The organism is uncultured Bacteroides sp., from assembly GCF_947632445.1.
Taxonomy (GTDB): domain Bacteria; phylum Bacteroidota; class Bacteroidia; order Bacteroidales; family Bacteroidaceae; genus Bacteroides.
On sequence record NZ_CANRPM010000004.1, the window covers coordinates 16,973 to 41,010 of the forward strand.

Below are 24,038 nucleotides of genomic sequence, written 5' to 3' on the forward strand. Positions count from 1 at the left end.
CTGTCTCATTTCAGCCAAAGGATTGAGTTAAGAAATAATATTGTGTTATTCTTATTTAGGCAAAGTTGGACAATGATAAAATGTCAGAAGTGACAATCCCATTTGATGTACGGGGAGACACCTCTGTGGATTTTTCACATATTCCATAACAGGATAAGCTACGGTATGTGGATGATGTTCACACAGTAGTTGTCGGAGTGTCCGATAATCTCGAACTCACGTTATTTACATGTGTGATTTTTAATATTGAATTATTAACAGTATTTTATGAAATATTCACCATTTTTTGCAGGTAAACAGCTTTTTCAGTTGCAGTTTGTCACTTTGAAGACTCTCAGTACTCTTGTCCATTTTTTTATACATCCATTTTCATCGTGGTATGGAGAGCAACCATATTGTACTCCGTGATTAATAACCCCAGATTTAAATACATTGTTGCACATCCAAAAATCACCTTGTTTTGTATTGTCAATGTTATGGAATTCTACATATCCAGACATGGTTTGGAAATAACGTCTGAAATTATCAATCTTGTTCGTTTTAATATCGTTGATATGTGGAGATACACAGACATAATAGTTTTCAGCTTTCTTTATTCCAGCCATTAACGAAAGGATATGTGGCGTAGAATAATCGTCTATGTCAAGTATATTCGAGAAAAGATTCACTACAACGTTGTTTCTTATGATGCCAATATCATTTAGTTCAACATCGTCAAGCTTTTTGCATATTGTTCTTACAGAACATTCTGGATTAACGGCTTTGCAATGAAGCGAAGCTCGTTTAATCGCCAATTCCGACGGATCGATTAATATGATTTGATTGGCATTTTCTTGATAATATTTCTCACAGAATAGCATTGATGCCAATCCTTGTCCACATCCCCAATCAATTATTGTCAATGGTTGGTCAAATTGTTGCGGGAAAGGTTCTGCCAGAGCAGACTGCATCTTAGCTTTATGCATACTTCCATAGTTTTTTAGATAATTATATAACCCTTGTTCTTCTGTTATAAGATAACGCCACGACCATGATCAAAGCTGTCAGAAGCAAGGATAACAGCATGTTGTCTAATTGTATCAAAGTTTTTATTACCAGAATTTATCCAATTCACATACTCTGTACCTTCTTCAATGAGACACAGTTCATTTGGCACAAACGGTGAAATACTCAGATTTTGACAATTCAGATGATCTATTGCTTCTTGCAATTGTTCATGGGCTTGCTCATTATTGACATTAATTTTACAGATATCCTTAATATCATTCAAGAAGGGATATTTATTTTGTTCTACAGCTTCAAGAAATTTGTCTTTCACTATCAGAGCTTTCGTAGGATGTAATGAATCTACAACAGCACTATAGTAATTAAGGAATGTAATCAGAGAAGGAAGGTTGCTGTCCTCTTCTTCTTCAATTGCAACTTGAAGCAAACGGCAAATATCATCAAATTTCGATATTAAATCATCAGCAGTACTAGGTTTTGGGTAAACAAAGGACAAGCCTGCCTGTATTCTGCTTGTTATTTCTATTTCTTTATCTGACACGAGTCTTGCAAGACGAGCCATCGCACCTTGCAAGTTAAGACGTTCTGCCAAGTCAAGCATAATCAGCAAAAAGGATCTGTTTTGAGTGCTCGAGAAATCAAGTTGAGAGTAATACTTGAATTTTAGTTGTACAAATTTGTTAATGTCATCAGATACTTTAGACAGGACATCACGCCTTGATGAATATATGTCATACAATTCGTCAGAATGATTTCGAAGATAGGCTTCAAGCGATTCTACACTTGAAGCCTCTGCATATGCATTATTGAAGAAACTCATATTAATCTTTGTCAAAAATGTTTTGCTCTTTTGTAATCAGGATCTTGAATATCTTTTCATTCTTCTTCAAGCCTTTTGATTTTATTCCTAAAGATTTTAGAATCACATTCAATTCTTTGTCATCCTTATTGAAATAATCAAAAACTTCTTTCATTATATCTTCGCGACTTATACTAATAGTTCTTTCCTCTGTCTTTTGCAATTCCATTAAGCGGCTGTTTTTTTTCTCGTATTGAGTTTTTATCTCTGCAATTTCTTCTTCTTTTTCTTCAATACATTCTTGAATGACATAATCTGCAACTCTGTTGAACAGATTTGACAAAGGTGTTTGAAAGATAGAACTAACATCAATCCTTTGATAAAATTGAGACAAAGAACTCCACCACTCTTTGGAGCCAACCTTCGGTTTTTTTTTACCTATTACAATTGTATCTAATACGCAATAGTCTGTTTTTTTTGTTACGCTTGGTGTACGTTGCTTGTTGCACCATGAGTCCAAATAATAGAAATTTTCAGAAATCTTCTTGTTGAAGACAAACTGATATACACTTTCAATCGTGTAATAGTCTAATTGTGAGTCAAGCTGAAACTTTACATCAATTCTGTTGCCTTCTGATGTGCCATAAAAACTGTTGAACACATTGTAGCCACGGTTGTATCCAAAGCATAATGCGACTAATTGTGCACTTTTAATGCCTTCAAAATTAGAAAGAATCAATCCGTCAATTTTGTCTCTTTTCGATTCGGCTCCAACTCCATAGCTTGCTAATACAGCTAAGATATATGCCTTTTTGTTGAGACTATCCAATTCTATCTTTCTTGTGATTTTATTTTGGAATACAGTCTGGCCCTCGTTTTTTGCCATCTGCTTTACATCAACAACATCTACCTGTTTATTTAAATAAGGTAACAAACAAGCATAGCTTTCTGATTGCGTAAATAGTCCAGAATATTGGCTATTGGAACTTTTTCCTGCTCTGTCAAGTGCGTCGGCAATCAATTTGTTGAAAACAGCAAGCGTCTCAATGTATGTCTCTGAGAAATTCATATACTTTTCCCTTGCCAATCTCATTATAATCAAGGCGCCAAGGATACGGTCATACAGTTCTATCTTTTTTGTGTGGTCTTTGATATAACAACCTTCCGGTACCTTAGCTTCTTTAACTGTGATATCTTCGAAACTACTAACAGCTCCAACAATTGAATCAGGAACGAATGCTGTTCCCATTCTGATGTTAGATAGGGTTTTGTTTTTCTGCTGCTCTTCTATGAAGTAAATCTTCTTTACTCGTGTAATAGGCAAAGCGAATTCAAATAAGTACCATGTTCCACCCGCTGATATTAGATCCGTTTCTTCTTCGTTTGTCAAGACAATCTCTAAGTTACAGTTGCATTCAATACAACCCCTGCTTGTTGTTATAAGCAAGAAGTTTTCAAACAAGTTCTGGATGTCCTGCGGTTTGTTCGTGAAATACTTACTTGGCTTAAGACAAGCGCAGCCGAAATAGTGTGCTAGGCACTCAGATTTTATAGGGAAATAGTAGGTTCTCATATTACAATACAGTTTTATCAACTACCGAATTCAGGCTCGGCATGTCGTAATTGCTAATTAGGTATAAATTGCTTTTTGCTCTGGTGCAAGCAACATAATAATCATTCCATTCAATGTTAAATTGGCCTAGGATTTCATCGAACTTATGGAAATTTGGGATTATCACAGTATCAAATTCCAGTCCTTTTGCTGATTTAAAGGTTGTTATATGCACATTTTTGATGGTGGCACAACCATCAGGAAATCTTTCTTTGTCCTCGTAATAAAGAGAGAAATCATCAACATTTTCTTCAAGAACGTTTTCAAAAACTTGAACATCATTCTTCCAAGGAACAAGAATCGCAATATTATGAGTGTTTGAACGGAATGATTCGATAATCTCAATTATTGCATCGTTTTATTTTTCATTCGTTCGGTCATATATGCTACCATTTGAAACCATAAACACAGGCAGTTCTCCAATATTGTTTGCCAATCCATCAATTATCTCTCTTGGGATTACGGCGTTCGGAAAAGTTGCTTTCGCAAATCTCATGATCCTTTGAGTACTTCTGAAATTCCTACTTAGTACATGCTCCACATTTTTGGGGAAGATACCTCTCAATTGCAACTGTGTGCAACTATGGTTTGGATAAAGAATCTGCGAATCGTCAGCTCCATATGACACCTTTGACAAGATATCATGATAGTATTCTTCATCCAAATCTTGAGCCTCATCAATGATTATTTCCGCAAATTTATAATTGTGGATTCTATATCGACTATTAATTGAAGTCGCAACCATTTTTGCTGCATCTTCATTCTGGCTTCTACAGCAAGCTTTCAAATATTCCTTCAAAGTTGTCGTATATGTCAACAACAAACTTCTCTTTGTAGGATTATTCATATAGTTTGAGATATGTCTCCAAAGTGAAACAACCGATTTCCCAGTTCCCGGTCCTCCAGACAAAGCGATTTGTTCTGGATCATCCAATGCCGCTTGTTGCGGAATAGTCAAATCTGTTATTTGCGGTAGATTAAAATAATATCCAGCCATAATCTATTTATTTTCCGGTTATTGTCTCTGATGTTAATCCGCTTTCCCTCGCTGTGCGATAGTTTCTGCAAGCTGTTTTTTTGCTTGTATTCGCATAGCAATATTCGCAAAGATGCGCACAAGTGTCATATTGACCGATGTCTTTGCTTATCTTGCAACCACACAGTTCACGCTGTCCCTTGTCCGCATTGTCTTTCTTTTTGACAGCATAATGCTCAGTGTCAAGCATAATGGCATTTGTCGGGATTTTTGGGCTCTCAAACAAACTATTGTCGATTGTTTTCACCTCTACGCTAAGCACCTTCATCAAAACACTGTCTTTCCAAGCAAAACGTATCATCAAATTGTCATCTACACAATGATTCGGAATAATCCCAAATCTGCCGTATTCTGGTTTCTCTCCACAAGTCGCCAGTTCATATCCCCATCTCTTGTTGAGTTCAGATAGTTCCCTTGCGAAATCAACCATTTCTGTCTCAGTCCACTCATGGTAGTTTATGCCGTTTCGTTCCAAGTTTATTTTCACCTTCCTATAAAAAACGATGTCGGCGAAACTGAACACAAGCTTCTCTGTATAGCCAAGCAATCTGTCGCCGATATAATCCATTTTGTGAAGCAAGTCATCCTGTGATATTCTGTCAGTAAGGATTAATGGATCAAATCTCCAAATAACTCTTCCTTTTCCTAAATTCTCGACAAGAGCCTTAAAAGTCTCAATACGCTCATCCAATGGCGGCACGCCTTTTTCCAACCCTTCTGCCACATAATCATTCAGCGTGTACTGAATATAGCACTCTATTTTTGGAGAATGGGATTTCAATTTGGCCAAATGTTGCAACAAAGGTTTCGGGTTTTTAGACCAAAATACGATAAAGCGTGTATTTTTATAAGAAACATAGCTGTTCACTCCATTGAAAGGGTTGCGCCATGCAGAATATCCAACTTCCAATCTGTGGAAAAACCAGTCGGCATAAAAGGCCGGAATGTCAGTGCTCCTACTCGCAGAAACAATCTCTGGAGCCTGGGCATCAACCCATTCTCCATTTTCACGCTGAATATTTATTTTCTTCCAAGCCATAGTACTATAAGTTGCGCTGTAAAACGCCTGATTTGTACAGAATGCAAAAGTAAAAAAAATATTTGAAATACAGGCAGAGAAATAATATTGTGTTTTTCCAAAGCCGAAAAAAGCAGACGACAAGCTGATATTCGCCAAGAAACGCTTATTTTTGCAAGTTGAATAAAATGCAGTCGGATATGCAAGAAGAAAACGAATATATCAATGTCTACGGAGCAAGGGTGCATAATCTGAAGAACATTGATGCGCAAATCCCGCGAAACAGCCTGACAGTCATTACCGGGCTGAGCGGCAGCGGCAAGTCATCGCTGGCTTTTGACACCATCTTTGCCGAGGGACAACGACGCTACATCGAAACGTTCTCGGCCTATGCCCGTAACTTCCTGGGCAATCTGGAGCGCCCGGATGTGGACAAGATAACGGGACTGAGCCCTGTCATCTCCATCGAACAGAAGACAACGAACAAGAACCCGCGCTCTACCGTAGGCACCACGACCGAAATCTACGATTTCCTTCGTCTGCTCTATGCCAGGGCGGGTGAGGCTTATTCGTATCTCAGCGGCGAGAAGATGGTGAAATATACGGAGGAACAGATTTTGGATCTCATTCTGAAAGAATACAAAGGCAAACGCATCTACTTGCTTGCTCCGCTGGTGCGCAATCGCAAGGGACACTATAAGGAATTGTTCGAACAGGTAAGGAAGAAAGGTTACTTGTACGTCCGCGTGGACGGCGAACTGAAGGAAGCGCTGCCGGGCATGAAGTTGGACCGCTATAAGAACCACGATGTGGAGGTGGTGATAGACAAGCTGGTCGTGTCCGACAAGGACGACACGAGGCTGAAAGGCAGTGTGGCGACGGCCATGCGTCAGGGCGACGGGCTGATGATGATACTGGATGTGCAGACGGAAAGTCTGCGCCACTACAGCAAACGCCTGATGTGTCCTGTGACGGGCCTTTCCTATAAGGAGCCTGCCCCCCATAACTTCTCGTTCAATTCTCCTCAAGGTGCCTGCCACCGATGCAAGGGGTTGGGCGTAGTGAACCAGATAGACATCGACAAGGTAATTCCCGATCGCGAATTGTCCGTGTACAACGGAGCTGTTGTGCCGTTGGGAAAATACAAAAATAGCATGATTTTCTGGCAGATCGAAGCGTTATTAGAGAAGTATGATGCCAACCTGAAGACGCCGGTCAAAGATTTGCCCGACGAAGCGATAGACGAAATACTTAACGGTTCGGATGAGCGGCTGAAAATCAAGAGCCAGTTGGTGGGAACATCGTCGGACTACTTCACGACCTACGAAGGCGTGGTGAAGTACATCCAGTTGTTGCAGGAGCGCGACCCTTCGCCTACGGCACAGAAATGGGCCGAGCAGTTTGCCCGCACGGCCACTTGCCCTGAGTGTCATGGAGCCAAGCTGAACCGTGAAGCGCTGTCTTTCCGCATCCACGACAAGAACATTCAAGAGCTGGCCACGATGGACATCGGCGAACTCTACGAATGGCTGATGCATGTGGAAGAACACCTTAACAACAAGCAGCGGCAGATAGCTGTGGAGATACTCAAGGAGATACGTACCCGCCTGAAGTTCCTGCTCGATGTGGGATTGGATTACCTTTCGCTCGACCGCAGTTCGATGAGCTTGTCCGGCGGTGAGAGCCAGCGCATCCGATTGGCCACACAGATTGGTTCACAACTGGTGAATGTGCTTTATATATTGGACGAACCCAGTATCGGTCTGCACCAGCGCGACAACCTGCGCCTAATCAATTCGCTGAAAGAATTGAGAGACATCGGGAACTCTGTCATTGTGGTGGAGCACGATAAGGACATGATGCTGGCCGCCGACTACGTGATAGACATGGGGCCCAAGGCCGGACGGCTGGGTGGTGAAGTGGTGTTCGAAGGCACGCCCCGCCAGATGCTCCAGACGCATACGCTGACCTCACAATATCTGAACGGTGAAAAGGCTATCGAAGTTCCCCCAAAACGGCGTAAAGGCAACGGACACAGCTTATGGCTGCGCGGAGCCCGTGGCAACAATTTGAAGAGCATCGACGTAGAGTTTCCTTTGGGTAAGCTCATCTGTGTGACGGGCGTGTCGGGTAGCGGGAAGTCCTCTCTCATCAACGAAACCCTGCAACCCATCCTTTCGCAGAAGTTCTACCGTTCTCTGCAAGACCCTTTGCCATACGACAACCTTGAAGGGCTGGAATATATCGACAAGGTGGTGAACGTCGATCAGTCGCCTTTGGGGCGCACACCGCGTTCCAATCCTGCCACCTATACGGGCGTGTTCAGCGACATCCGCAACCTGTTTGTCGGTCTGCCCGAAGCGAAGATACGAGGCTACAAGCCCGGACGTTTCTCGTTCAACGTGAGCGGCGGCCGTTGCGAAGCCTGTCAGGGTAACGGTTACAAGACAATCGAGATGAACTTCCTGCCCGACGTCTATGTGCCCTGCGAGGTTTGTCACGGCAAGCGCTACAACCGCGAAACGCTGGAAGTGCGCTTTAAGGGCAAGTCCATTGCCGACGTGCTCGACATGACCATCAATCGTGCCGTAGAGTTCTTCGAGAATGTACCGCAGATACTGAGCAAAATCAAGGTCATTCAGGACGTGGGCTTGGGCTATATCAAGCTCGGACAGTCCAGTACCACGCTCTCTGGCGGCGAAAGCCAGCGCGTCAAACTGGCTACGGAACTGTCCAAACGAGATACGGGCAAGACGCTTTACATCCTCGATGAACCCACTACAGGCCTGCATTTCGAGGACATTCGCGTGCTGATGAACGTGCTGGAACGGTTGGTGGACAAGGGCAACACGGTGATTGTCATCGAACACAACTTGGATGTCATCAAGATGGCCGACTATATCATCGACATGGGCCCCGAAGGCGGCAAGGGTGGGGGAGAAATCCTGTCGTGCGGCACGCCCGAAGAGGTGGCGATGAGCGGCAAGGGATACACGCCGAAGTTCCTCAAAAAGGAATTGGGCCTGTGACAGAAAAGGTGTTGTTTGTCAGATAAATATGAGTTTATTCTCGTTTATAGAAAATAAACTGTTAGTTTACGTGTATTAAACTGTCGGTTTAAAGGCTTTGAACTGATAGTACAAAGACGTTGAACTGACAGTATAAACGGATTGAAGCAATGCTTTGCTTCAGATATATAGGAAAGAACGATGAAAAAGATCAATAAGACCAATGCAGCCCGGTTGCTGGATAAGGCTAAGATAGCTTACGAATTAATCCCCTACGAGGTGGATGAAAGTGATCTGAGTGCGGTGCATGTAGCCGCCAGCCTGGGCGAGAATATAGATTGCGTGTTCAAGACCCTTATCCTGCACGGCGACAAGACGGGCCATTTCGTCTGTGTCATCCCCGGCGAACACGAAGTGGATCTGAAGTTAGCCGCCAAAGTGTCGGGCAACAAGAAGTGCGATCTCATTCCCGTAAAAGAGCTGTTACCCCTGACAGGCTATATTCGTGGCGGCTGTTCGCCCATCGGAATGAAGAAGCCTTTCCCCACGTATATCCACGAGACGTGCCTCCGTTTTCCCTATATCTACATCAGTGCGGGGCAGCGCGGCCTTCAGCTGAAGCTCGATCCGAAGGATTTGATTAAGGAGACGGGAGCCGAAGTTTGTCTGCTTTTTTAGGAAATATGAGTCAAATGTTTTATATTTGCGCAAAATAACTCAATTTATTAATCTTAATTTCTACAACATTATGTTTGAAGGGCAACCTAAAGGTCTTTATACCTTGGCACTCGCCAATACGGGCGAACGTTTCGGCTATTACACGATGCTGGCTATCTTCGTTTTGTTTCTTATGGATAACTTCGGCATGTCTGCCGATGAAGCGGGAAACATATACGCAGGTTTCTTGGCCTTAGTTTATTTTTTACCGTTTATTGGAGGTATCTTGGCCGACAAGTTCGGATATGGTAAAATGGTTACTATCGGCATCATATCCATGTTTGCCGGGTATGTACTTTTGTCTTTACCCGCCGGTAGCGGGACGACAGGTTTGATTGCAATGTTCACTGCATTGTTGGTGGTCAGTTGCGGTACTGGTCTGTTCAAGGGCAATTTGCAGGTGATGGTCGGCAATTTGTATGATGCGCCGGAATATTCGGCCCGTCGCGACTCTGCGTTCAGTATTTTCTATATGGCTATCAATATCGGTGCGCTTTTTGCTCCTACCGCGGCTGTGGAGATTATGAACTATGCCCAGAAGAATTTTGGTGTAAGCCATGAAGACTCTTATCATTTTGCTTTTGCTGTGGCTTGTGTCTCTCTCATCGTTTCGATGGCTATTTATTATGGTTTCCGCAGCACCTTCAAGCATGTGGAAGGTGGCAACAAGCAGGCAGTTTCCAACAAGAGCACGGTTTCGGCTACTGTCGAGGAGTTGTCTCCGCGTGAAACGAAAGACCGTATCGTGGCTCTCTGCCTGGTGTTTGCTGTGGTTATTTTCTTCTGGATGGCTTTCCATCAGAACGGATTGACGCTGACTCTGTTTGCCAAGCAGTTCACTGCCCGCACTTCCGAAGGGTTGGAGAGCATGATGTTCAGTGTATGGAACCTGGTAGCTGTCATCTTTATCGTCTATGCCCTGTTCTCCCTCTTCCAGTCGAAGACGGGCAAAGGCAAGACTGTTTCGGGTGTCGTTATCCTGCTGGCCGTCCTCTTCCTGGTATATCGCTATTTCGCCATCGAAGGCACTACGCCGGTGGATGCTCCTATCTTCCAGCAGTTCAATCCCTTCTTCGTAGTGGCTCTGACACCGGTTTCAATGGCTATCTTTGGAACTTTGGCACGCAAGGGCAAGGAACCTTCCGCTCCGCGTAAAATCGGTTTGGGTATGTTGGTGGCCGCTTGCGGTTATGTGTTGATGTTGTTAGCATCCGTCAGTCTGCTTACGCCTAATGCACAGCAGGCAGCCATTGAGGGTGGAACGGCTTCGTTTGTATCGTCCAACTGGTTGGTATCTACTTATTTGGTATTGACGTTTGCCGAGCTGTTGCTTTCGCCGATGGGTATCTCTTTCGTATCGAAAGTAGCTCCTCCCAAGTACAAAGGCATGATGATGGGGGGCTGGTTCGTGGCTACTGCCATTGGTAATTATGGTACCCGTTTGGCTTCCGATTTGTGGGGTGATATGCCTTTATGGGTTGTATGGGGCGTATTGATGGTACTTTGCCTGCTGGCAGCCCTGTTTATTTTCTCCGTAATGAAGAGACTGGAAAAAGTAGCTTAAATGATTTTAATATAAGAAAGAAAGTGGGACAGGATTTTTCTGCCCCACTTTCTTTATATCTCCATCCCCATGATGTAATCGTTCATGTAGTAACCGTTACCGATAGGAAAGTCGCCTTCGCGCACTTTCGTCATACCCATGTGCTGGTAAAAGCCCAGGGCAGGGTTTTGGCGGTTTACATTAAGCTCCATGCGGCAGGGAGCGGGATGTACTTTCTTGATGTACTTGATAGCTTCGTGGAAAAGAAAGCTGCCACAATGGGCTTTCTGGAAGTAGGGCAGGACGTAAATCTTCTGGAGGTGGAAGAGGTCTTTGCTTTCGGGCTGGACGGACACGTAGCCCGTCGCTTCACACTCTTCGTAGGCCATTAGGTAGACGTGGCCTTCTTCCTCCATCTGCTTGCGGATGTTTTCGGGGGAATACATCCAGTCCATCATGTACTCAATCTGTTCTGGGGTCAGGATGTCTTTGTAGGTTTCAGGAAAGACGTCCCAAGCCAGCTTGTTGATGAGCCGGCAGTCGGCAATATCTGCTTTTCGAATTGTAAACATTATGTGTTTGTATTTTAATTCTAATGGTTCGATAAAATGTGTTCTCGGTTGTCAGATGGTAGTTATTGCAGTGTTTCCAGATCTACTTCGATAGCGGCGGGATAGAGACGTTTCGGATCGAAGAATGTGGCACAACTGTTCACCAGATGCTTCACGTCAGGTTTTACGTGGCCTTCGAATGCGGTGTGTCCGTTGACAGTCAGTGTGATTGGCTTATCCAAGTCTACCAGTTCGGAGCATAGATAGACCGTTACCTTTCCCCGTAGTGCAGGTCGGTATGTTTTGGCGAATTTCAGTTCGATGCCCCATTGCGGGTCGGTCTCCGTAGTGCGGTAGGTCACTTCGTCAATCGCCAACGATACATGGTTGCCTTCAATATCCAGCGTGTAGCGTGTACGTGTATTGCTGTCGGCATTCGAACGTTCGTCTATGCGCAGGTTGTAGAACCCTTGACGATAACGTCCGTCCATTTCGAAGTTCTCCCAACAGAAGTGTTTGGGGTAGGGATTGCGGACGTACTGCTTCAGCCAGGGAGTGGTGGGCGAGTAGTCGATGTGGTGTCCGTAGCCGGGAATAAGTTCGACGCAATGGATGTAGCGATCGGGATAGAGCCGTTGCAGGCTGTCCAGCGCTTCGGCAGTATAACGGGTGAGGCGGTCGCGATAGAAACCTTTATCTTCGGCACCCGTGCGAAGTGAGAAAGCTGTATTGCTCAGGTTCTCAGCCGGAGCGTTCTTCAGGGGTTCACCGCCTGCCATGGGGCCTGCCGCCGCCCAATAGTCGGCATAGAATGAGGCCAGTCGCTGACTGCCGTAACCGCCTTCGGAGATGCCGAATATATAAATGCGGTCGGGGTTGATATCATCAGACAGTAGAGCCTGCCGCAGGAGTTTTTCCCAAGCGTATTGTTTGGAGCGCTGATACCAACGGTAGTAGGCTCCCTCGTTGGGTATCTGTGGAATGAAGTAGATGGACGGGGTATCGTCGAACCGACTGCATATCTTCAGTCCGGTGGCCCATTCTAACGCTTTGGGGCCCGAACCGTGGAGATAGAGAAATAGAGGTAATTTTTGTCCGGCAGCTGTTGACTCGGCCGTTTTCTTCCATCCCCAGTAGAAATTCAATGTGGCATTCGGTTCCAATTCTTGAGGCAGCTTCCAACTGCTTGCTGACTGTTCGGAGAGCGGAGAGAGAACAGGCAGTTTTTCTTCTTTGAAAGTTTCATTGGATTCTTTCCATAATTGCCATACAGCCTGCCGCATATCGTCTGTTTCTCTCCATTTCATACGGATGGATGTCCTGAAAGCGATTGTATCATCTCTCAGTCGGTGGTCAAAAAAGGAAGTTACTTCTTTCCGATGTTTTTCTTTCAAAGTCCGGTCAGCCTTTTGTGCCATAGCATGGGAAAGCGTGCAGCAAGCTATTCCCAAACAAAGAATGTGTACATACGTTTTTTTCAAGGGTTGGTTCATTGTTTCGTTGTTTTTAAATTTTTCTGCAAGGTATCAACATTTTCCGGGATGTGCAAACTGATACGATAAAAAGATGTTTTCTTTCTGATCTTCGCTCCGTATGCTGCATATATTTCATACGTTAATATATCCTAATATATGGTATTATGTAATGCAAGGTACTTATATAATACATATATTTGTGCCATACAAAATAAGCAAGCAAATCAAACGATTAAGGAAATAAGGTATGAATGTAGACAATGTGAAGTCGCAGATGCGCAAAGGGATGCTGGAATACTGCATTATGCTGTTGCTGCATAAAGAGCTTGCCTATGCTTCGGACATTATTCAGAGGTTGAAAGGGGCTAAGCTGATTGTAGTGGAAGGGACGCTCTATCCGCTATTGACACGTCTGAAGAACGACGACCTGCTGGAATATGAATGGATAGAATCGACACAGGGGCCGCCGCGAAAATATTACCGGCTGACACCGAAAGGAGAAAACTTTCTACAGGAACTGGAAACTGCCTGGCAGGAACTGAACGAAACGGTGGAACACATTCGCCGGAACTAAAAATAAGAATGAATATCGAAAACTTTAAAACAAACATATCACAATGAAAAAGACATTGACTGTAAATCTGGGTGGAACGGTGTTCAACATCGACGAAGATGCCTACCGCCTGTTGGATGATTATTTGATGAATTTGAAGTCGCACTTTCGTAAGGAAGCCGGTGCGAACGAGATTGTAGACGATATAGAACGTCGTATTTCTGAATTGCTGGCCGAGAAACTCACCGGAAACCGTCAGGTGGTTACTTTGAACGATGTAGAAGAGGTAATAGTCCGCATGGGCAAGCCTGAAGAGATGGATGATGCTGACGGAGAGGAAAAACATACAGCGAGCAGTGCTGGAGGATATGGAGCCGGTTCATGGACGCGGAACGAGGAGCCGGTGAAGGTGCGTCGCAGACTGTTTCGAAATCCCGACGATAAGATGTTAGGAGGCGTGTGCAGTGGCTTGGCTGCTTATTTGGGCTGTGACACGACGCTGGTGCGTCTGCTGCTGTTTGTTATCCTGATATTTGGTTACGGCATGCTGATACCTATTTATATTATCTGTTGGCTGATTATTCCAGAAGCACGCACAGCTGCTGAGAAGTTAAGCATGCACGGTGAGGCGGTGACGGTAGAGAACATCGGCAAGACGGTGACCGGAGGCTTTGAACGGATGGCTGACGGTGTAAACAGCTACATGCGTTCCGATAAGCCCCGTACATTGCTGCAGAGGATTGGTGATGCACTGGTTACGCTGACAGGATGGATCCTGAAAGTGGGACTGATTGTCCTGATTGTCATTTGCAGTCCGGTTCTGTTTGTTTTAGGCATTGCGTTTGTCGCTTTGCTGTTTGCGGCCATCATGGTGGCTGTAGGAGGAGGGGCGGCCTTGTTCTCGCTCTTTCCCACGATGGACATTATGCTGCCGGCTTCACCGTTCGAGGCCATTACGATGTATATAGCAGGTATTCTGCTGGTGGCCATTCCGCTGTTCAGCCTGCTGCATGCCCTGTTCCGCAACCTGTTGAAGTGGCAGCCCATGACTGTTGGATTGAAGTGGACGCTGCTGATACTTTGGATAATCAGTGCAGTGGTGTTTGCACTGTGTTTCACGTTGAGTGGCTTGTCTTTCCCCGATCTCTATATGGGGAAGGAATATCTGTCGGTGTGACGGCAGTTGTTCATACAAAAAAGAGGCATCTTCCGGTGCCTCTTTTTTATACATTTCAGCTTTTTATTTCTTCAACCATTTGTCTAGCCACTCGAAGAACACGCGTTGCCACAACACGCCGTTCTGTGGCTTCAATACCCAGTGGTTCTCGTCGGGATAGATAAGCAGTTCGGCCGGCACGCCGCGCATCTTGGCGGCATCGAAGGCGGCCATCGCCTGGTTGGCCAGAATGCGGTAATCTTTCTCGCCGTGGATGCAGAGAATGGGAGCGTCCCATTTGTCTACGAATTTGTGAGGCGAGTTGGCGAAGGTGCGTTGGGCCGTGGCGTTGTCCTTCTCCCAGTAGGCGCCGCCCATATCCCAGTTGGCGAACCATTTCTCTTCCGTCTCCAGGTATTGCATTTCCATGTTGAAGATGCCGTCGTGGGCGATGAAGGCCTTGAAGCGCTTGTCGTGATGTCCGGCCAACCAGTAGACGGAAAAGCCTCCGAAGCTGGCGCCTACGCAGCCCAGACGGTCTTTGTCGACAAACGGTTCTTTCGCCATTTCGTCGATGGCGGTGAAATAGTCCTTCATGCACTGGCCGCCATAGTCTCCGCTGATGGCTTCGTTCCATTCCACTCCGAAGCCCGGCAGCCCGCGGCGATTGGGCGCCACAATGATGTAATCGTTGGCCGCCATAATCTGGAAGTTCCAGCGATAGCTCCAGAATTGGCTGACGGGACTTTGCGGACCGCCTTCGCAGTAGAGCAGAGCAGGATACTTCTTGTTTGGATCGAACTGAGGCGGATAGATAACCCACGTCAGCATCTGCTTACCGTCGGTGGTTTTCATCCAACGTTCCTCTACGCGGCCCATATCGAGCTGGTCGTAGATGTGTTTGTTCTCTGTAGTGAGCTGAGTGTTTTGTGCGAAGGCGTCACCTTGGCGGGCCTTGTCTACAGCGTAGATTTCATCGGCCATACTCATGGAGTGACGGGTCGTTATCAGCTTGTTGCCGCAGAGAGCGATGGAGCCGTAGTCATGCATGCCGTCGGTAAGTTGCACTACTTGGTCGGGATGGTCGAGAGCAACGTAATAGATTTGCACTTCTCCATGCCAAACGCCCAGAAAATAAATGCCTTTCGAGTCATCGTCCCACACGAAAGAATCAACGTTCGAAGGGTAGGGGTGACTGAGAAACGTTTTCTCTCCTGTCCGGCGATCCATGATGAAAAGGCGGTTCAGGTCTGCTTCATATCCGTCGCGCTCCATGCTTTGCCAGGCGATGTACCGACCATCGGACGAATACTGCGGATTTGTGTCATAGCCCTTGTTTTCTTCCGTGAGATTGTGGGTCTGACCGGTCTCTACGTTGTAGACATAGATATCCGAGTTGGTGGAAACAGCATATTCGAGGCCTGTTTTCTTCCGACAGGTGTAGGCTACTTCCTTCCCATCGGGACTCCACGCCAACTGTTCGATGCCTCCCCAGGGCTTCATGGGACTTTCGTAGGGCTCTCCGTCGAGAATGTCCTTCGCATCGGAAGCAACGGCCGAGCCGTCGAAGTCTGCTACGAAGGGGTGGGGAGCTGTCGTCACCCATTCGTCCCAATGTTTGTACATCAAGTCGGTAACGAGAATGCCCGTCGTCTTATCCAAGTCCGGGTATTTGTCTTTCACGGAGGAAACGGTCTTTACCTGGGCGATGAAGAGCAGTCTCCGACCGTCGGGACTGAAAGCAAAACCTTCGATGTCGCCGTCGTAGTCTGTCAGACGGTGGCGTGGCGTGCCGTCGACGTTCATCTCCCATACTTGGCTGGAGCCGCTCTCGCTACTCAGGTATGCCAGTTTCGTGCCGCCTTTTATCCAGGCGGGTTGTCCCTCATTCCACGCGGTGCGGGTGAGCTGCGTATTGTCCGAGCCATCGGCATTCATCATAAAGAGTTCGGTATTGCTCTTGTTTTGGGCCACGCTGTAGTAGCTTACGGTGTAGGCCACGCGGCCGGCGTCCGGCGAAGGTGCCACGCTCCCGATGCGGCCCATGGCCCAAAGCGCTTCGGGTGTCAGACGGCGGTTCTCAAGGCGGATGTCCGAGCGACCGATGAGAGAGTCGTCCGCTTCTTTCGCGGCTTCGGACGAACTGCCGCACGAAGCCAATGTCATCAATGCTGACATGAATAATAGATTAATCGGTTTCATACTTTTTCTTCTGTTATGTGATTGTCTGACGACGCTGTTACAACGGGCTTTCTCCCTCATCATTGTGGTCGCCGGAATCCGTATCACCGGTATCGCCCTCATCCGGCGCATCGGTAGAAGAGGCATCCTCCGTCGTCTTGCCCACGCCGCGACGCGAGAGCACCAGCGTATATTGCGAAATAATCGCGCTGACCGCTGTGGCAATGGCAAGCAGCTCCTTTTGTGTCTCCTCGTCCGTCGAGAGAACGGTCGCCTGAATGTAGAGAGCGTTCAGAATGTCCGCCACATCGGCATACGCCGCTTCCATTGCCGCACGGGCATCTTTCATATCGGGCGCCGAAATGTTTCGGGCGTACCGCTCATCGGCGCGGGCAGAATAGAGGGCGTCGAAGTCGTCGTTGGCCTCTTTCAAGTCGTTGACGTGCTGGGTTGCATCCACCTTCTTCACCGACGAAACGTAGCGGTCGGATTCCAGTTTGGCCACGATGTCGCGCACGGCAGCGGTGTTCTCCGTATAAGGCAGAATGGTCGGGTTCTGAGAGCCGACGGCCTCAAGACATTTCGCCGCAGCTGCGGCCACGTCGGCGTCGGGAGCGAGCTCGGACGACTGAAAATGGAGCTTCATTCGCCGGAAGAGATTGTCCCGCTTATTGTCTTTTTGCACCAGCGCCTCGGTATCGACGTATCTCGTCGTGCGCGTGTAGCTTGCATTTTCGTTCGCCAACGCGTCGGTCAGCCGTTTGTGATGGGCGGAAAATCCGTGCTTCTCTGCGAAGTCTTGCGGAATGGCATCCACAAGTTTGTTGAAGAGATAATTGTGTTCCGCATTGCGGGCCTTGCTCGTGTAGGGAACTTGCGAAGTAATAATTTGCATACTATCTTAATTTAAAGTTAATAATAGGTATATTTCATTGTCTCGCCGAGCGAGAGGTAATGTTTCACATTTATTTCTGTCCGTCGGAACGTCCGAAAGTCTCTCCGTGTATTTTCGCGCTCTGTCGGAATGTCCGAAAGTCTCTCCGAGCGTTTTCGCGCTCTGTCGGAATGTCCGAAAGTCTTTCCAAGCGTTTTCGCGCTCTGTCGGAACGTCCGAAAGTCTCTCCGAGCATTTCCGCGCTTCGTCGGAATGTCCGAAAGTCTCTCCGAGCGTTTTCGCGCTCTGTCGGAACGTCCGAAGGTTTCTCCAAATGTTTTCGCGCTCTGTCGGAATGTCCGAAAGTCTCTCCGAGCGTTGGGGCAGACCGTCGGAAAGTACGACGACCACCCCAACCGTTCGGAAATGGTGCTCAATACACCGTTGTGTCGTTTTTCATGGCGTTTTATAACGAACTTTAGCAATTTCGGCTCTAAGTTACGGAATCGGTTTGTTTCCTGCAAATATTTTACAGAAAAAATGAAATAAAAAATAATTTCGGCTAAATAGTTTGCTTATCCGAAAGTTTTTCGTATCTTGGTCGGCCGAAATGAAACAGTAAACTAACATAATTTGTTAACCATGAAAAAAGCACTCTTTTCTCTGATTGTTCCGTGTCTCTTGCTGACAGCGTGCAGCTCATCCGCAGACCGCGAGGTGAGCGTCGTTCCGCAACCGCAGTCGCTCGACGTGCAGGACGGTACATATTCCTTTGCGACGGGCTGCGCTTTCCATACCAATCTGTCGGAGAGCGAACGGGCTGACCTTTCGGCCGTTTTCGCTTCTTCGCCTTTCTGCCTGACGGCTTCGGACGACGACGGCGCGCTGCTCCGCTTCGAGCGCGTGGATGCGCTGCCCGATGTTTCTTCCGAAGAAGGCTACCGGCTGACGGTCGATGCCGACGGCATTCGTGCCGAGGCCGTTGCGCCTGTCGGACTGTTCTACGCCTTTCAAACCTTGTTGCAGTTGGCCGAGGAAAAAGACGGTCGCTTCACGATGCCGTTCGTCCGCATAACCGACTATCCCCGTTTCGCTTATCGCGGCATGCACATGGATGTATCGCGCCATTTCCGTTCGGTGGAATTTGTAATGAAGCAGCTCGACGCGATGGCGAGATACAAGCTGAACCGCTTTCATTGGCACCTGACCGACGGCGCGGGGTGGCGTCTGGAACTCAAGTGCTACCCGCAGCTGACGGAACAGGCCGCCTACCGTCCGTACCCCGACTGGAAATCGTGGTGGAACGGCGGACGCAAATATTGCAGCAAGGATTCACCGGGAGCTTCCGGCGGATATTACTCGCAGGACGACGTGCGCCGGGTGCTCGAACATGCGCGCAGGCTGCACATCGACGTCATTCCCGAAATCGAGATGCCGGGGCACTCGGAAGAGATACTTGCCGTTTTCCCGCAACTGGCCTGTCCGAACCATTCGCAACGGAGCGGAGAGCTTTGCATCGGCAACGAAGCAACCTTCGACTTCCTGGAGCATGTGTTGGAGGAGGTGATGGAACTCTTTCCGTCGGAATACATCCATATCGGCGGCGACGAAGCCTCCACCGTCAGCTGGGAGCAGTGTCCGAAGTGTCGGGCGCGCATGCGCAGCGAAGGTTTGAAGGACGGGAAAGAGTTGCAGGGCTACCTGATAGGCCGTATCGCGAAATTCTTGGGCGAACACGGGCGCAAACTCATCGGCTGGGACGAAATCCTCGAAGGCGGTCTGCCGCAGGATGCGGTGGTCATGTCGTGGCGGGGTGAGGAAGGCGGCATCGCTGCGGCAAAGGCGGGTCACGAGGTGATTATGACGCCCGGCGCTTTCTGTTACTTGGATGCTTATCAGGATGCTCCCGTAACGCAGCCGGAAGCCATCGGAGGCTACCTGACCTTAGAAAAAGTCTATTCGTACAATCCCGTTCCCGACGGAGCTTCCGCCGAACAGCAACTATATATAAGAGGTGTACAGGCCAATGTCTGGGCGGAATACATGCCGACGGAAGAGCACGCCGAATATATGACGTATCCGCGTCTGTTGGCGCTGTCCGAAGTGGCATGGACGTCGCCTGCTCGGAAAGACTTCCCGCGCTTCCGAAAGGCGGCACTGAAGGAAGTGGCATGGCTGCAAATGTACGGGTATCACCCGTTCGACCTTTCCGAAGAGGTGGGCGAGCGGCGCGAGTCCCTCCGGCCGGTGGCGCATCGCGGACTTCATTGCGCGGTTGCCTACGCGCAGCCGTGGTCGGCAGCCTATCCCGCCGCAGGAGACTCCACACTGACCGACGGACTGCGCGGCGGGTGGTCTTATGGCGACCGACGCTGGCAGGGTTTTCTCTGCAAGGATGTGGATGTCACCGTCGACTTGGGCAAGGTGTCGGACATCCGGCAGGTCGAAGCCGACTTTATGCAGCTGCGCGGCCCCGAAATCTGGCTTCCGAAAGAAGTGGCGATTTCCTTCTCGGACGACGGAAAGACCTTCACGGAAGTGAAACGCATCGTCACCGACGTGCCCGTGACCGAAACAAAGCTCGTTTTCCAAAACTACCGGTGGGAAGGCTCTGCGAAAACACGCTATGTGCACTTCGTCGGCCTCCTGAACCGCGAAGTAATGGGCTGGCTGTTTACCGATGAAATTGTAATTAACTAAAATAAATTATCTATGACAAACAAAAGACTCTTATGGGCCGCCGCGCTGCTTCTTTCGGGCGTCGCGCCGGGCGCAGCTGCCTCCGCCATGTCGCCGGATGCTTTCAAGCCGCTTGCCGAAGCGCCCCTGACCGCGCCGAAAGACAACGTGGGACGTTACGTAAGCCAACGCCCTCCGCAGGAAGAAAGATTGTTCCGGTCGGATATCATCGAGAAGAAAATTGCCGAAGTCAAGGCGATGTTGACAAACCCGTACCTGTCGTGGATGTTCGAGAACTGTTTTCCGAACACGCTGGACACTACGGTGCACTTCCGCCTGAAGAACGGCCTTCCCGATACGTTTGTTTATACGGGCGACATCCACGCCATGTGGCTCCGCGACTCCGGGGCACAAGTCTGGCCCTACGTACAATTCGCCAATGAGGACGGGAGACTGAAGTCGATGCTCGAAGGTGTCATCCGGCGTCAGTTCTTATGTATCAACCTCGACCCGTATGCCAACGCATTCAACGACGGACCGACCGGCAGCGAGTGGGCTTCCGACTACACGTCGATGAGACCGGAACTACACGAACGCAAGTGGGAAATTGATTCCTTGTGCTATCCCCTGCGGCTGGCCTACCACTATTGGAAGATGACGGGCGACACCGGCGTTTTCGACGAGAACTGGCTGAAGGCGGTGGAAAACATCCTGCAAACCTTCAAGGAACAGCAGCGGAAGGAAGGAAAAGGCCCGTATCGCTTTCAGCGCAAGACCGAGCGGGCAACGGACACCACCGTCAACGACGGCTGGGGCAGTCCGGTCAATCCGGTGGGGCTGATTGTCTCTGTCTTCCGCCCGTCGGACGATGCCACGACGCTTCCGTTCCTCATCCCGTCCAATTTCTTTGCCGTAAGCTCCCTGCGCAAGGCCGCCGAAATCCTGTCGGAAGTCAACGGAAACGACGGACTTGCCCGCCAGTGTACCGACCTTGCTTCGGAAGTGGAGCAGGCGCTGAAAAAATATGCCACGTTCGAGCACCCGAAGTACGGTACCGTCTATGCGTTCGAGATCGACGGCTTCGGCAGCCGCCTGTTCATGGACGATGCCAATGTGCCCAGCCTCCTGGCACTTCCCTATCTGGGCGATGTCGATGTGAACGACCCGGTCTATCAGAACACCCGCCGACTGGTGTGGAGCGAAGACAATCCCTACTTCTTCAAAGGGAAAGCAGGCGAGGGTATCGGCGGTCCTCACATCGGCTATGACATGGTGTGGCCGATGAGCATCATGATGAGAGCCTTCACCAGCCGGGACGACGGAGAAATCCGCGACTGCCTCCGCATGTTAATGACAACCGATGCGGGCACCGGCTTCATGCATGAATCCTTCCACAAAGACAATGCGGAGAAGTTCACGCGAAAATGGTTTGCCTGGCAGAACACGCTCTTCGGCGAACTCATTCTTAAGCTGATCGGCGACGGTAAACTGGACTTGCTGAACAGCCTTTAACAACCCGAAAACTCAACGAATAATAATCCTGATGATATGAGACACATTTCATTTATTAAAACGATCGCGCTGCTCGGACTGCTGGTCACAATTTTGTTTTCCTGCACGCTTCGGAAAGAGAACAAGAGCGCGGAACAGAATTATCTAAGCTACGTCGACCCCTACATCGGCTCAGGAGAACACGGACATGTCTTCGTCGGCGCCTGTGTTCCCCTCGGCATGGTGCAGGCAGGTCCGCAGAATATTCACAAAGGCTGGGACTGGTGTTCGGGCTATCATTATTCGGATAGCGTGCTAATCGGCTTTAGCCATACGCATCTCAGCGGCACGGGCTGTGCCGACTTGGGTGACGTGCTTCTGATGCCCTACGTGGGAGAGCCCCGCACAGCTCGCGGAGAGCAGAATAACATTGAGGGAGCCTGCTCGACCTATTATTCGCACAAGAATGAGAAGGTTTCTCCGGGCTACTATTCTCTGTTGATGGACAACGGCGTGCGAGCCGAACTCTCAGCGACCGATCGCGTTGCCATTCATCGTTACACCTATCCCGAAGGAACGCCGCGCTTATTAATAAACCTGAAGGAGGGCAACGGAGACCGCGCGTATTCCACCGGACTGAAACGTTTGGACGAATATACAGTAGAAGGCTACCGCTTCTCCAAAGGATGGAGCCCGCAACACAAAGTTTTCTTCGTACTGAAGTCCGAACAGCCTATCGAAAGCGTAGCCGTATTCGACGACGACACACCGGCCGGTCTGGACACACTTTCGGGAAAGTCCGTAAAAGGCGTATTAACCTTCAAAGACAATCCGAAGAACGTACAGCTCAAGGTAGCTTTGTCGTCCGTAAGCTGTGCTAACGCGCTGGCAAATCTGGAGTCCGAACAGCCCGGATGGGACTTCGAGAAAGTCCGAACAGATGCCGAAAAGCGTTGGAACCAGATACTCTCGTGCATCGACGTAGAAAGCACAGACGAGCGCGGCAAAAAGATTTTCTATACGAGCCTTTACCACATGTTCATCGCTCCGACGCTCTATGCCGACGTGAACGGAGAGTTTCGCGGTCACGACGACAAGATTTATAAGGCCGACTGGACCAACTACTCCACTTTCTCGCTGTGGGATACGTACCGCACGCTTCATCCGCTGCTCACCGTCATCCGGCCGCAGTTGGTGCCCGACATGGTGAACTCCATGCTGAGCATTTACGACCAGCAAGGCAAGTTGCCCGTCTGGCCGTTGGTGGGAGGCGAAACCGATCAGATGCCGGGTTACAGCGCCATCCCCGTCATTGCCGACGCTTATCTGAAAGGCATCCGGGGCTTCGACCCCGAACGGGCCTTGAATGCGATGGTCGCTTCGGCTACGTATGAGAAGCAGCGCGGCGTGCCCTACGTGCTGGAGAAGGGCTGGATACCGTGCGACAAGCTGCCCGAAGCCACTTCCATCGCCATGGAGTATGCTGTGGGCGACTGGGGACTGGCTATGATGGCGCAGAAGATGGGCAAGCAGGACATCTACGACACTTTCCTAAAGCGCGGGCATTATTATGAGCAGTATTTCGACAAGAGCATCAACTTCATCCGTCCGAAGATGGACGACGGCAGCTGGCGTACACCCTACGACCCCTTCCAGTCCATTCACGGCTGGGGTGACTTCTGCGAGGGCAACGGCTGGCACTACACCTTCTTCGTGCCCCAGCATCCCGAAGGTCTCATCAGCCTGATGGGTGGCGACGAACGCTTTGTGAGCAAGCTGGATTCGCTCTTTGTGGCCGAAGGCGACATGGGCGAGCACGCTTCGGCCGACATCAGCGGACTGATTGGCATGTATGCGCATGGCAACGAACCCAGCCACCACGTGGCCTACCTCTATGCCTATGCCGGACAGCAATGGAAGACGGCCGAGAAAGTCAGCTACATCCAGCACAACTTCTATACCGACCGGCCCGATGGCATCATCGGTAACGAGGACTGCGGACAGATGTCCGCCTGGCACGTGCTTTCCGCTTTGGGCTTCTATCAGGTAAATCCGTCCAACGGTGTGTTCGTTTTCGGCAGTCCCCGTTTTGAGAAAGTCACAATCAATCTGCCGGAAGGCAAGACCTTCACTGTCGAGGCTCCGGCCGCAAGCAAGGACAACAAATACATCCGGTCTGTACGCTTGAACGGCGAGCCTTACACAAAGAGCTACATCAACTACGAGGATATTATGAAGGGCGGTACGCTGAGCTTCGAGATGGGCAGCGAGCCGAACAAGGCATTCGGTGCCGACGCGGCAGACCGTCCCCGCTCGTTGGGAGAATAAATGCCTCTTATC

General features: G+C 48.8%; 18 protein-coding genes. 8 read left to right on the forward strand and 10 right to left on the reverse strand.

Going from position 1 to position 24,038, the window contains the following annotated elements; all coding sequences use genetic code 11:
- Nucleotides 1–305 precede the first annotated feature (305 nt).
- From Q0Z70_RS01475 to Q0Z70_RS01495, 6 genes are all read right to left on the reverse strand, one after another.
- On the reverse strand, nucleotides 306–965 hold the full coding sequence (locus Q0Z70_RS01475) for a class I SAM-dependent methyltransferase (protein ID WP_298071955.1): 660 nt from the start codon (nucleotides 963–965) through the stop codon (nucleotides 306–308).
- A 44-nt stretch (nucleotides 966–1,009) separates the two neighbouring features.
- Complete coding sequence (locus Q0Z70_RS01480; RefSeq protein WP_298071957.1) at nucleotides 1,010–1,840, reverse strand: hypothetical protein; 831 nt, start codon at nucleotides 1,838–1,840, stop codon at nucleotides 1,010–1,012.
- Nucleotides 1,827–3,194 carry a hypothetical protein gene (locus Q0Z70_RS01485; protein ID WP_298071960.1) on the reverse strand — a complete coding sequence of 456 codons (1,368 nt, stop codon included), beginning with the start codon at nucleotides 3,192–3,194 and terminating at the stop codon, nucleotides 1,827–1,829. Before Q0Z70_RS01485 ends, Q0Z70_RS01480 begins: the two co-directional genes overlap by 14 nt.
- Before the next feature lie 184 nt (nucleotides 3,195–3,378).
- Nucleotides 3,379–3,765: a 3'-5' exonuclease gene (locus Q0Z70_RS13520; protein WP_366807083.1), complete on the reverse strand. Its 387-nt coding sequence runs from the start codon at nucleotides 3,763–3,765 to the stop codon at nucleotides 3,379–3,381.
- A 9-nt stretch (nucleotides 3,766–3,774) separates the two neighbouring features.
- Entirely contained in the window at nucleotides 3,775–4,413 is a 639-nt protein-coding gene (locus Q0Z70_RS01490; protein WP_298071962.1) for an AAA family ATPase, read from the reverse strand.
- Nucleotides 4,414–4,420: 7 nt separating this feature from the next.
- Nucleotides 4,421–5,491: a DUF1848 domain-containing protein gene (locus Q0Z70_RS01495; RefSeq protein WP_298071964.1), complete on the reverse strand. Its 1,071-nt coding sequence runs from the start codon at nucleotides 5,489–5,491 to the stop codon at nucleotides 4,421–4,423.
- Between the two features lie 179 nt (nucleotides 5,492–5,670).
- On the opposite strand from Q0Z70_RS01495, the gene uvrA reads away from it, so the two are divergent.
- From uvrA to Q0Z70_RS01510, 3 genes are all read left to right on the forward strand, one after another.
- Complete coding sequence (gene uvrA / locus Q0Z70_RS01500) at nucleotides 5,671–8,499, forward strand: excinuclease ABC subunit UvrA (RefSeq protein ID WP_298071966.1); 2,829 nt, start codon at nucleotides 5,671–5,673, stop codon at nucleotides 8,497–8,499.
- 180 nt (nucleotides 8,500–8,679) lie between these two features.
- Nucleotides 8,680–9,156 (forward strand): Cys-tRNA(Pro) deacylase, encoded by a 477-nt coding sequence (gene ybaK, locus Q0Z70_RS01505; RefSeq protein ID WP_298071968.1) that lies wholly within the window; start codon nucleotides 8,680–8,682, stop codon nucleotides 9,154–9,156.
- A gap of 70 nt (nucleotides 9,157–9,226) precedes the next feature.
- The gene (locus Q0Z70_RS01510) at nucleotides 9,227–10,759 is read left to right on the forward strand and encodes a peptide MFS transporter (RefSeq protein WP_298071969.1); all 1,533 of its coding nucleotides are present in this window, start codon (nucleotides 9,227–9,229) and stop codon (nucleotides 10,757–10,759) included.
- A 53-nt stretch (nucleotides 10,760–10,812) separates the two neighbouring features.
- Here the strand turns inward: Q0Z70_RS01510 and Q0Z70_RS01515 are convergent, their stop codons facing one another.
- Nucleotides 10,813–11,310 carry a GNAT family N-acetyltransferase gene (locus tag Q0Z70_RS01515; RefSeq protein ID WP_298071971.1) on the reverse strand — a complete coding sequence of 166 codons (498 nt, stop codon included), beginning with the start codon at nucleotides 11,308–11,310 and terminating at the stop codon, nucleotides 10,813–10,815.
- A gap of 62 nt (nucleotides 11,311–11,372) precedes the next feature.
- Entirely contained in the window at nucleotides 11,373–12,782 is a 1,410-nt protein-coding gene (locus Q0Z70_RS01520) for a hypothetical protein (protein WP_298071973.1), read from the reverse strand.
- Between the two features lie 229 nt (nucleotides 12,783–13,011).
- Between Q0Z70_RS01520 and Q0Z70_RS01525 the strand changes: the two genes are divergently transcribed.
- Entirely contained in the window at nucleotides 13,012–13,338 is a 327-nt protein-coding gene (locus tag Q0Z70_RS01525) for a PadR family transcriptional regulator (protein ID WP_298071975.1), read from the forward strand.
- Between the two features lie 43 nt (nucleotides 13,339–13,381).
- Nucleotides 13,382–14,494 carry a PspC domain-containing protein gene (locus Q0Z70_RS01530; protein WP_298071977.1) on the forward strand — a complete coding sequence of 371 codons (1,113 nt, stop codon included), beginning with the start codon at nucleotides 13,382–13,384 and terminating at the stop codon, nucleotides 14,492–14,494.
- A 63-nt stretch (nucleotides 14,495–14,557) separates the two neighbouring features.
- Here Q0Z70_RS01530 and Q0Z70_RS01535 read toward each other — a convergent pair whose 3' ends face one another.
- Nucleotides 14,558–16,675, reverse strand: coding sequence for a S9 family peptidase (locus Q0Z70_RS01535; RefSeq protein ID WP_298071979.1), 2,118 nt, complete (start codon nucleotides 16,673–16,675; stop codon nucleotides 14,558–14,560).
- A 37-nt stretch (nucleotides 16,676–16,712) separates the two neighbouring features.
- Nucleotides 16,713–17,549, reverse strand: a complete 837-nt coding sequence (locus Q0Z70_RS01540) for a DUF6261 family protein (RefSeq protein ID WP_298071981.1) — start codon at nucleotides 17,547–17,549, stop codon at nucleotides 16,713–16,715.
- Nucleotides 17,550–18,170: 621 nt separating this feature from the next.
- Here Q0Z70_RS01540 and Q0Z70_RS01545 point away from each other — a divergent pair.
- From Q0Z70_RS01545 to Q0Z70_RS01555, 3 genes are read left to right on the forward strand one after another with little or no spacing between them, the layout of a single operon-like run.
- Entirely contained in the window at nucleotides 18,171–20,228 is a 2,058-nt protein-coding gene (locus tag Q0Z70_RS01545) for a family 20 glycosylhydrolase (protein ID WP_298071983.1), read from the forward strand.
- Between the two features lie 12 nt (nucleotides 20,229–20,240).
- Nucleotides 20,241–21,719, forward strand: a complete 1,479-nt coding sequence (locus Q0Z70_RS01550; protein ID WP_298071985.1) for a glycoside hydrolase family 125 protein — start codon at nucleotides 20,241–20,243, stop codon at nucleotides 21,717–21,719.
- Nucleotides 21,720–21,755: 36 nt separating this feature from the next.
- Nucleotides 21,756–24,026, forward strand: a complete 2,271-nt coding sequence (locus Q0Z70_RS01555; protein WP_298071987.1) for a GH92 family glycosyl hydrolase — start codon at nucleotides 21,756–21,758, stop codon at nucleotides 24,024–24,026.
- The last annotated feature ends 12 nt before the right edge of the window (nucleotides 24,027–24,038 follow it).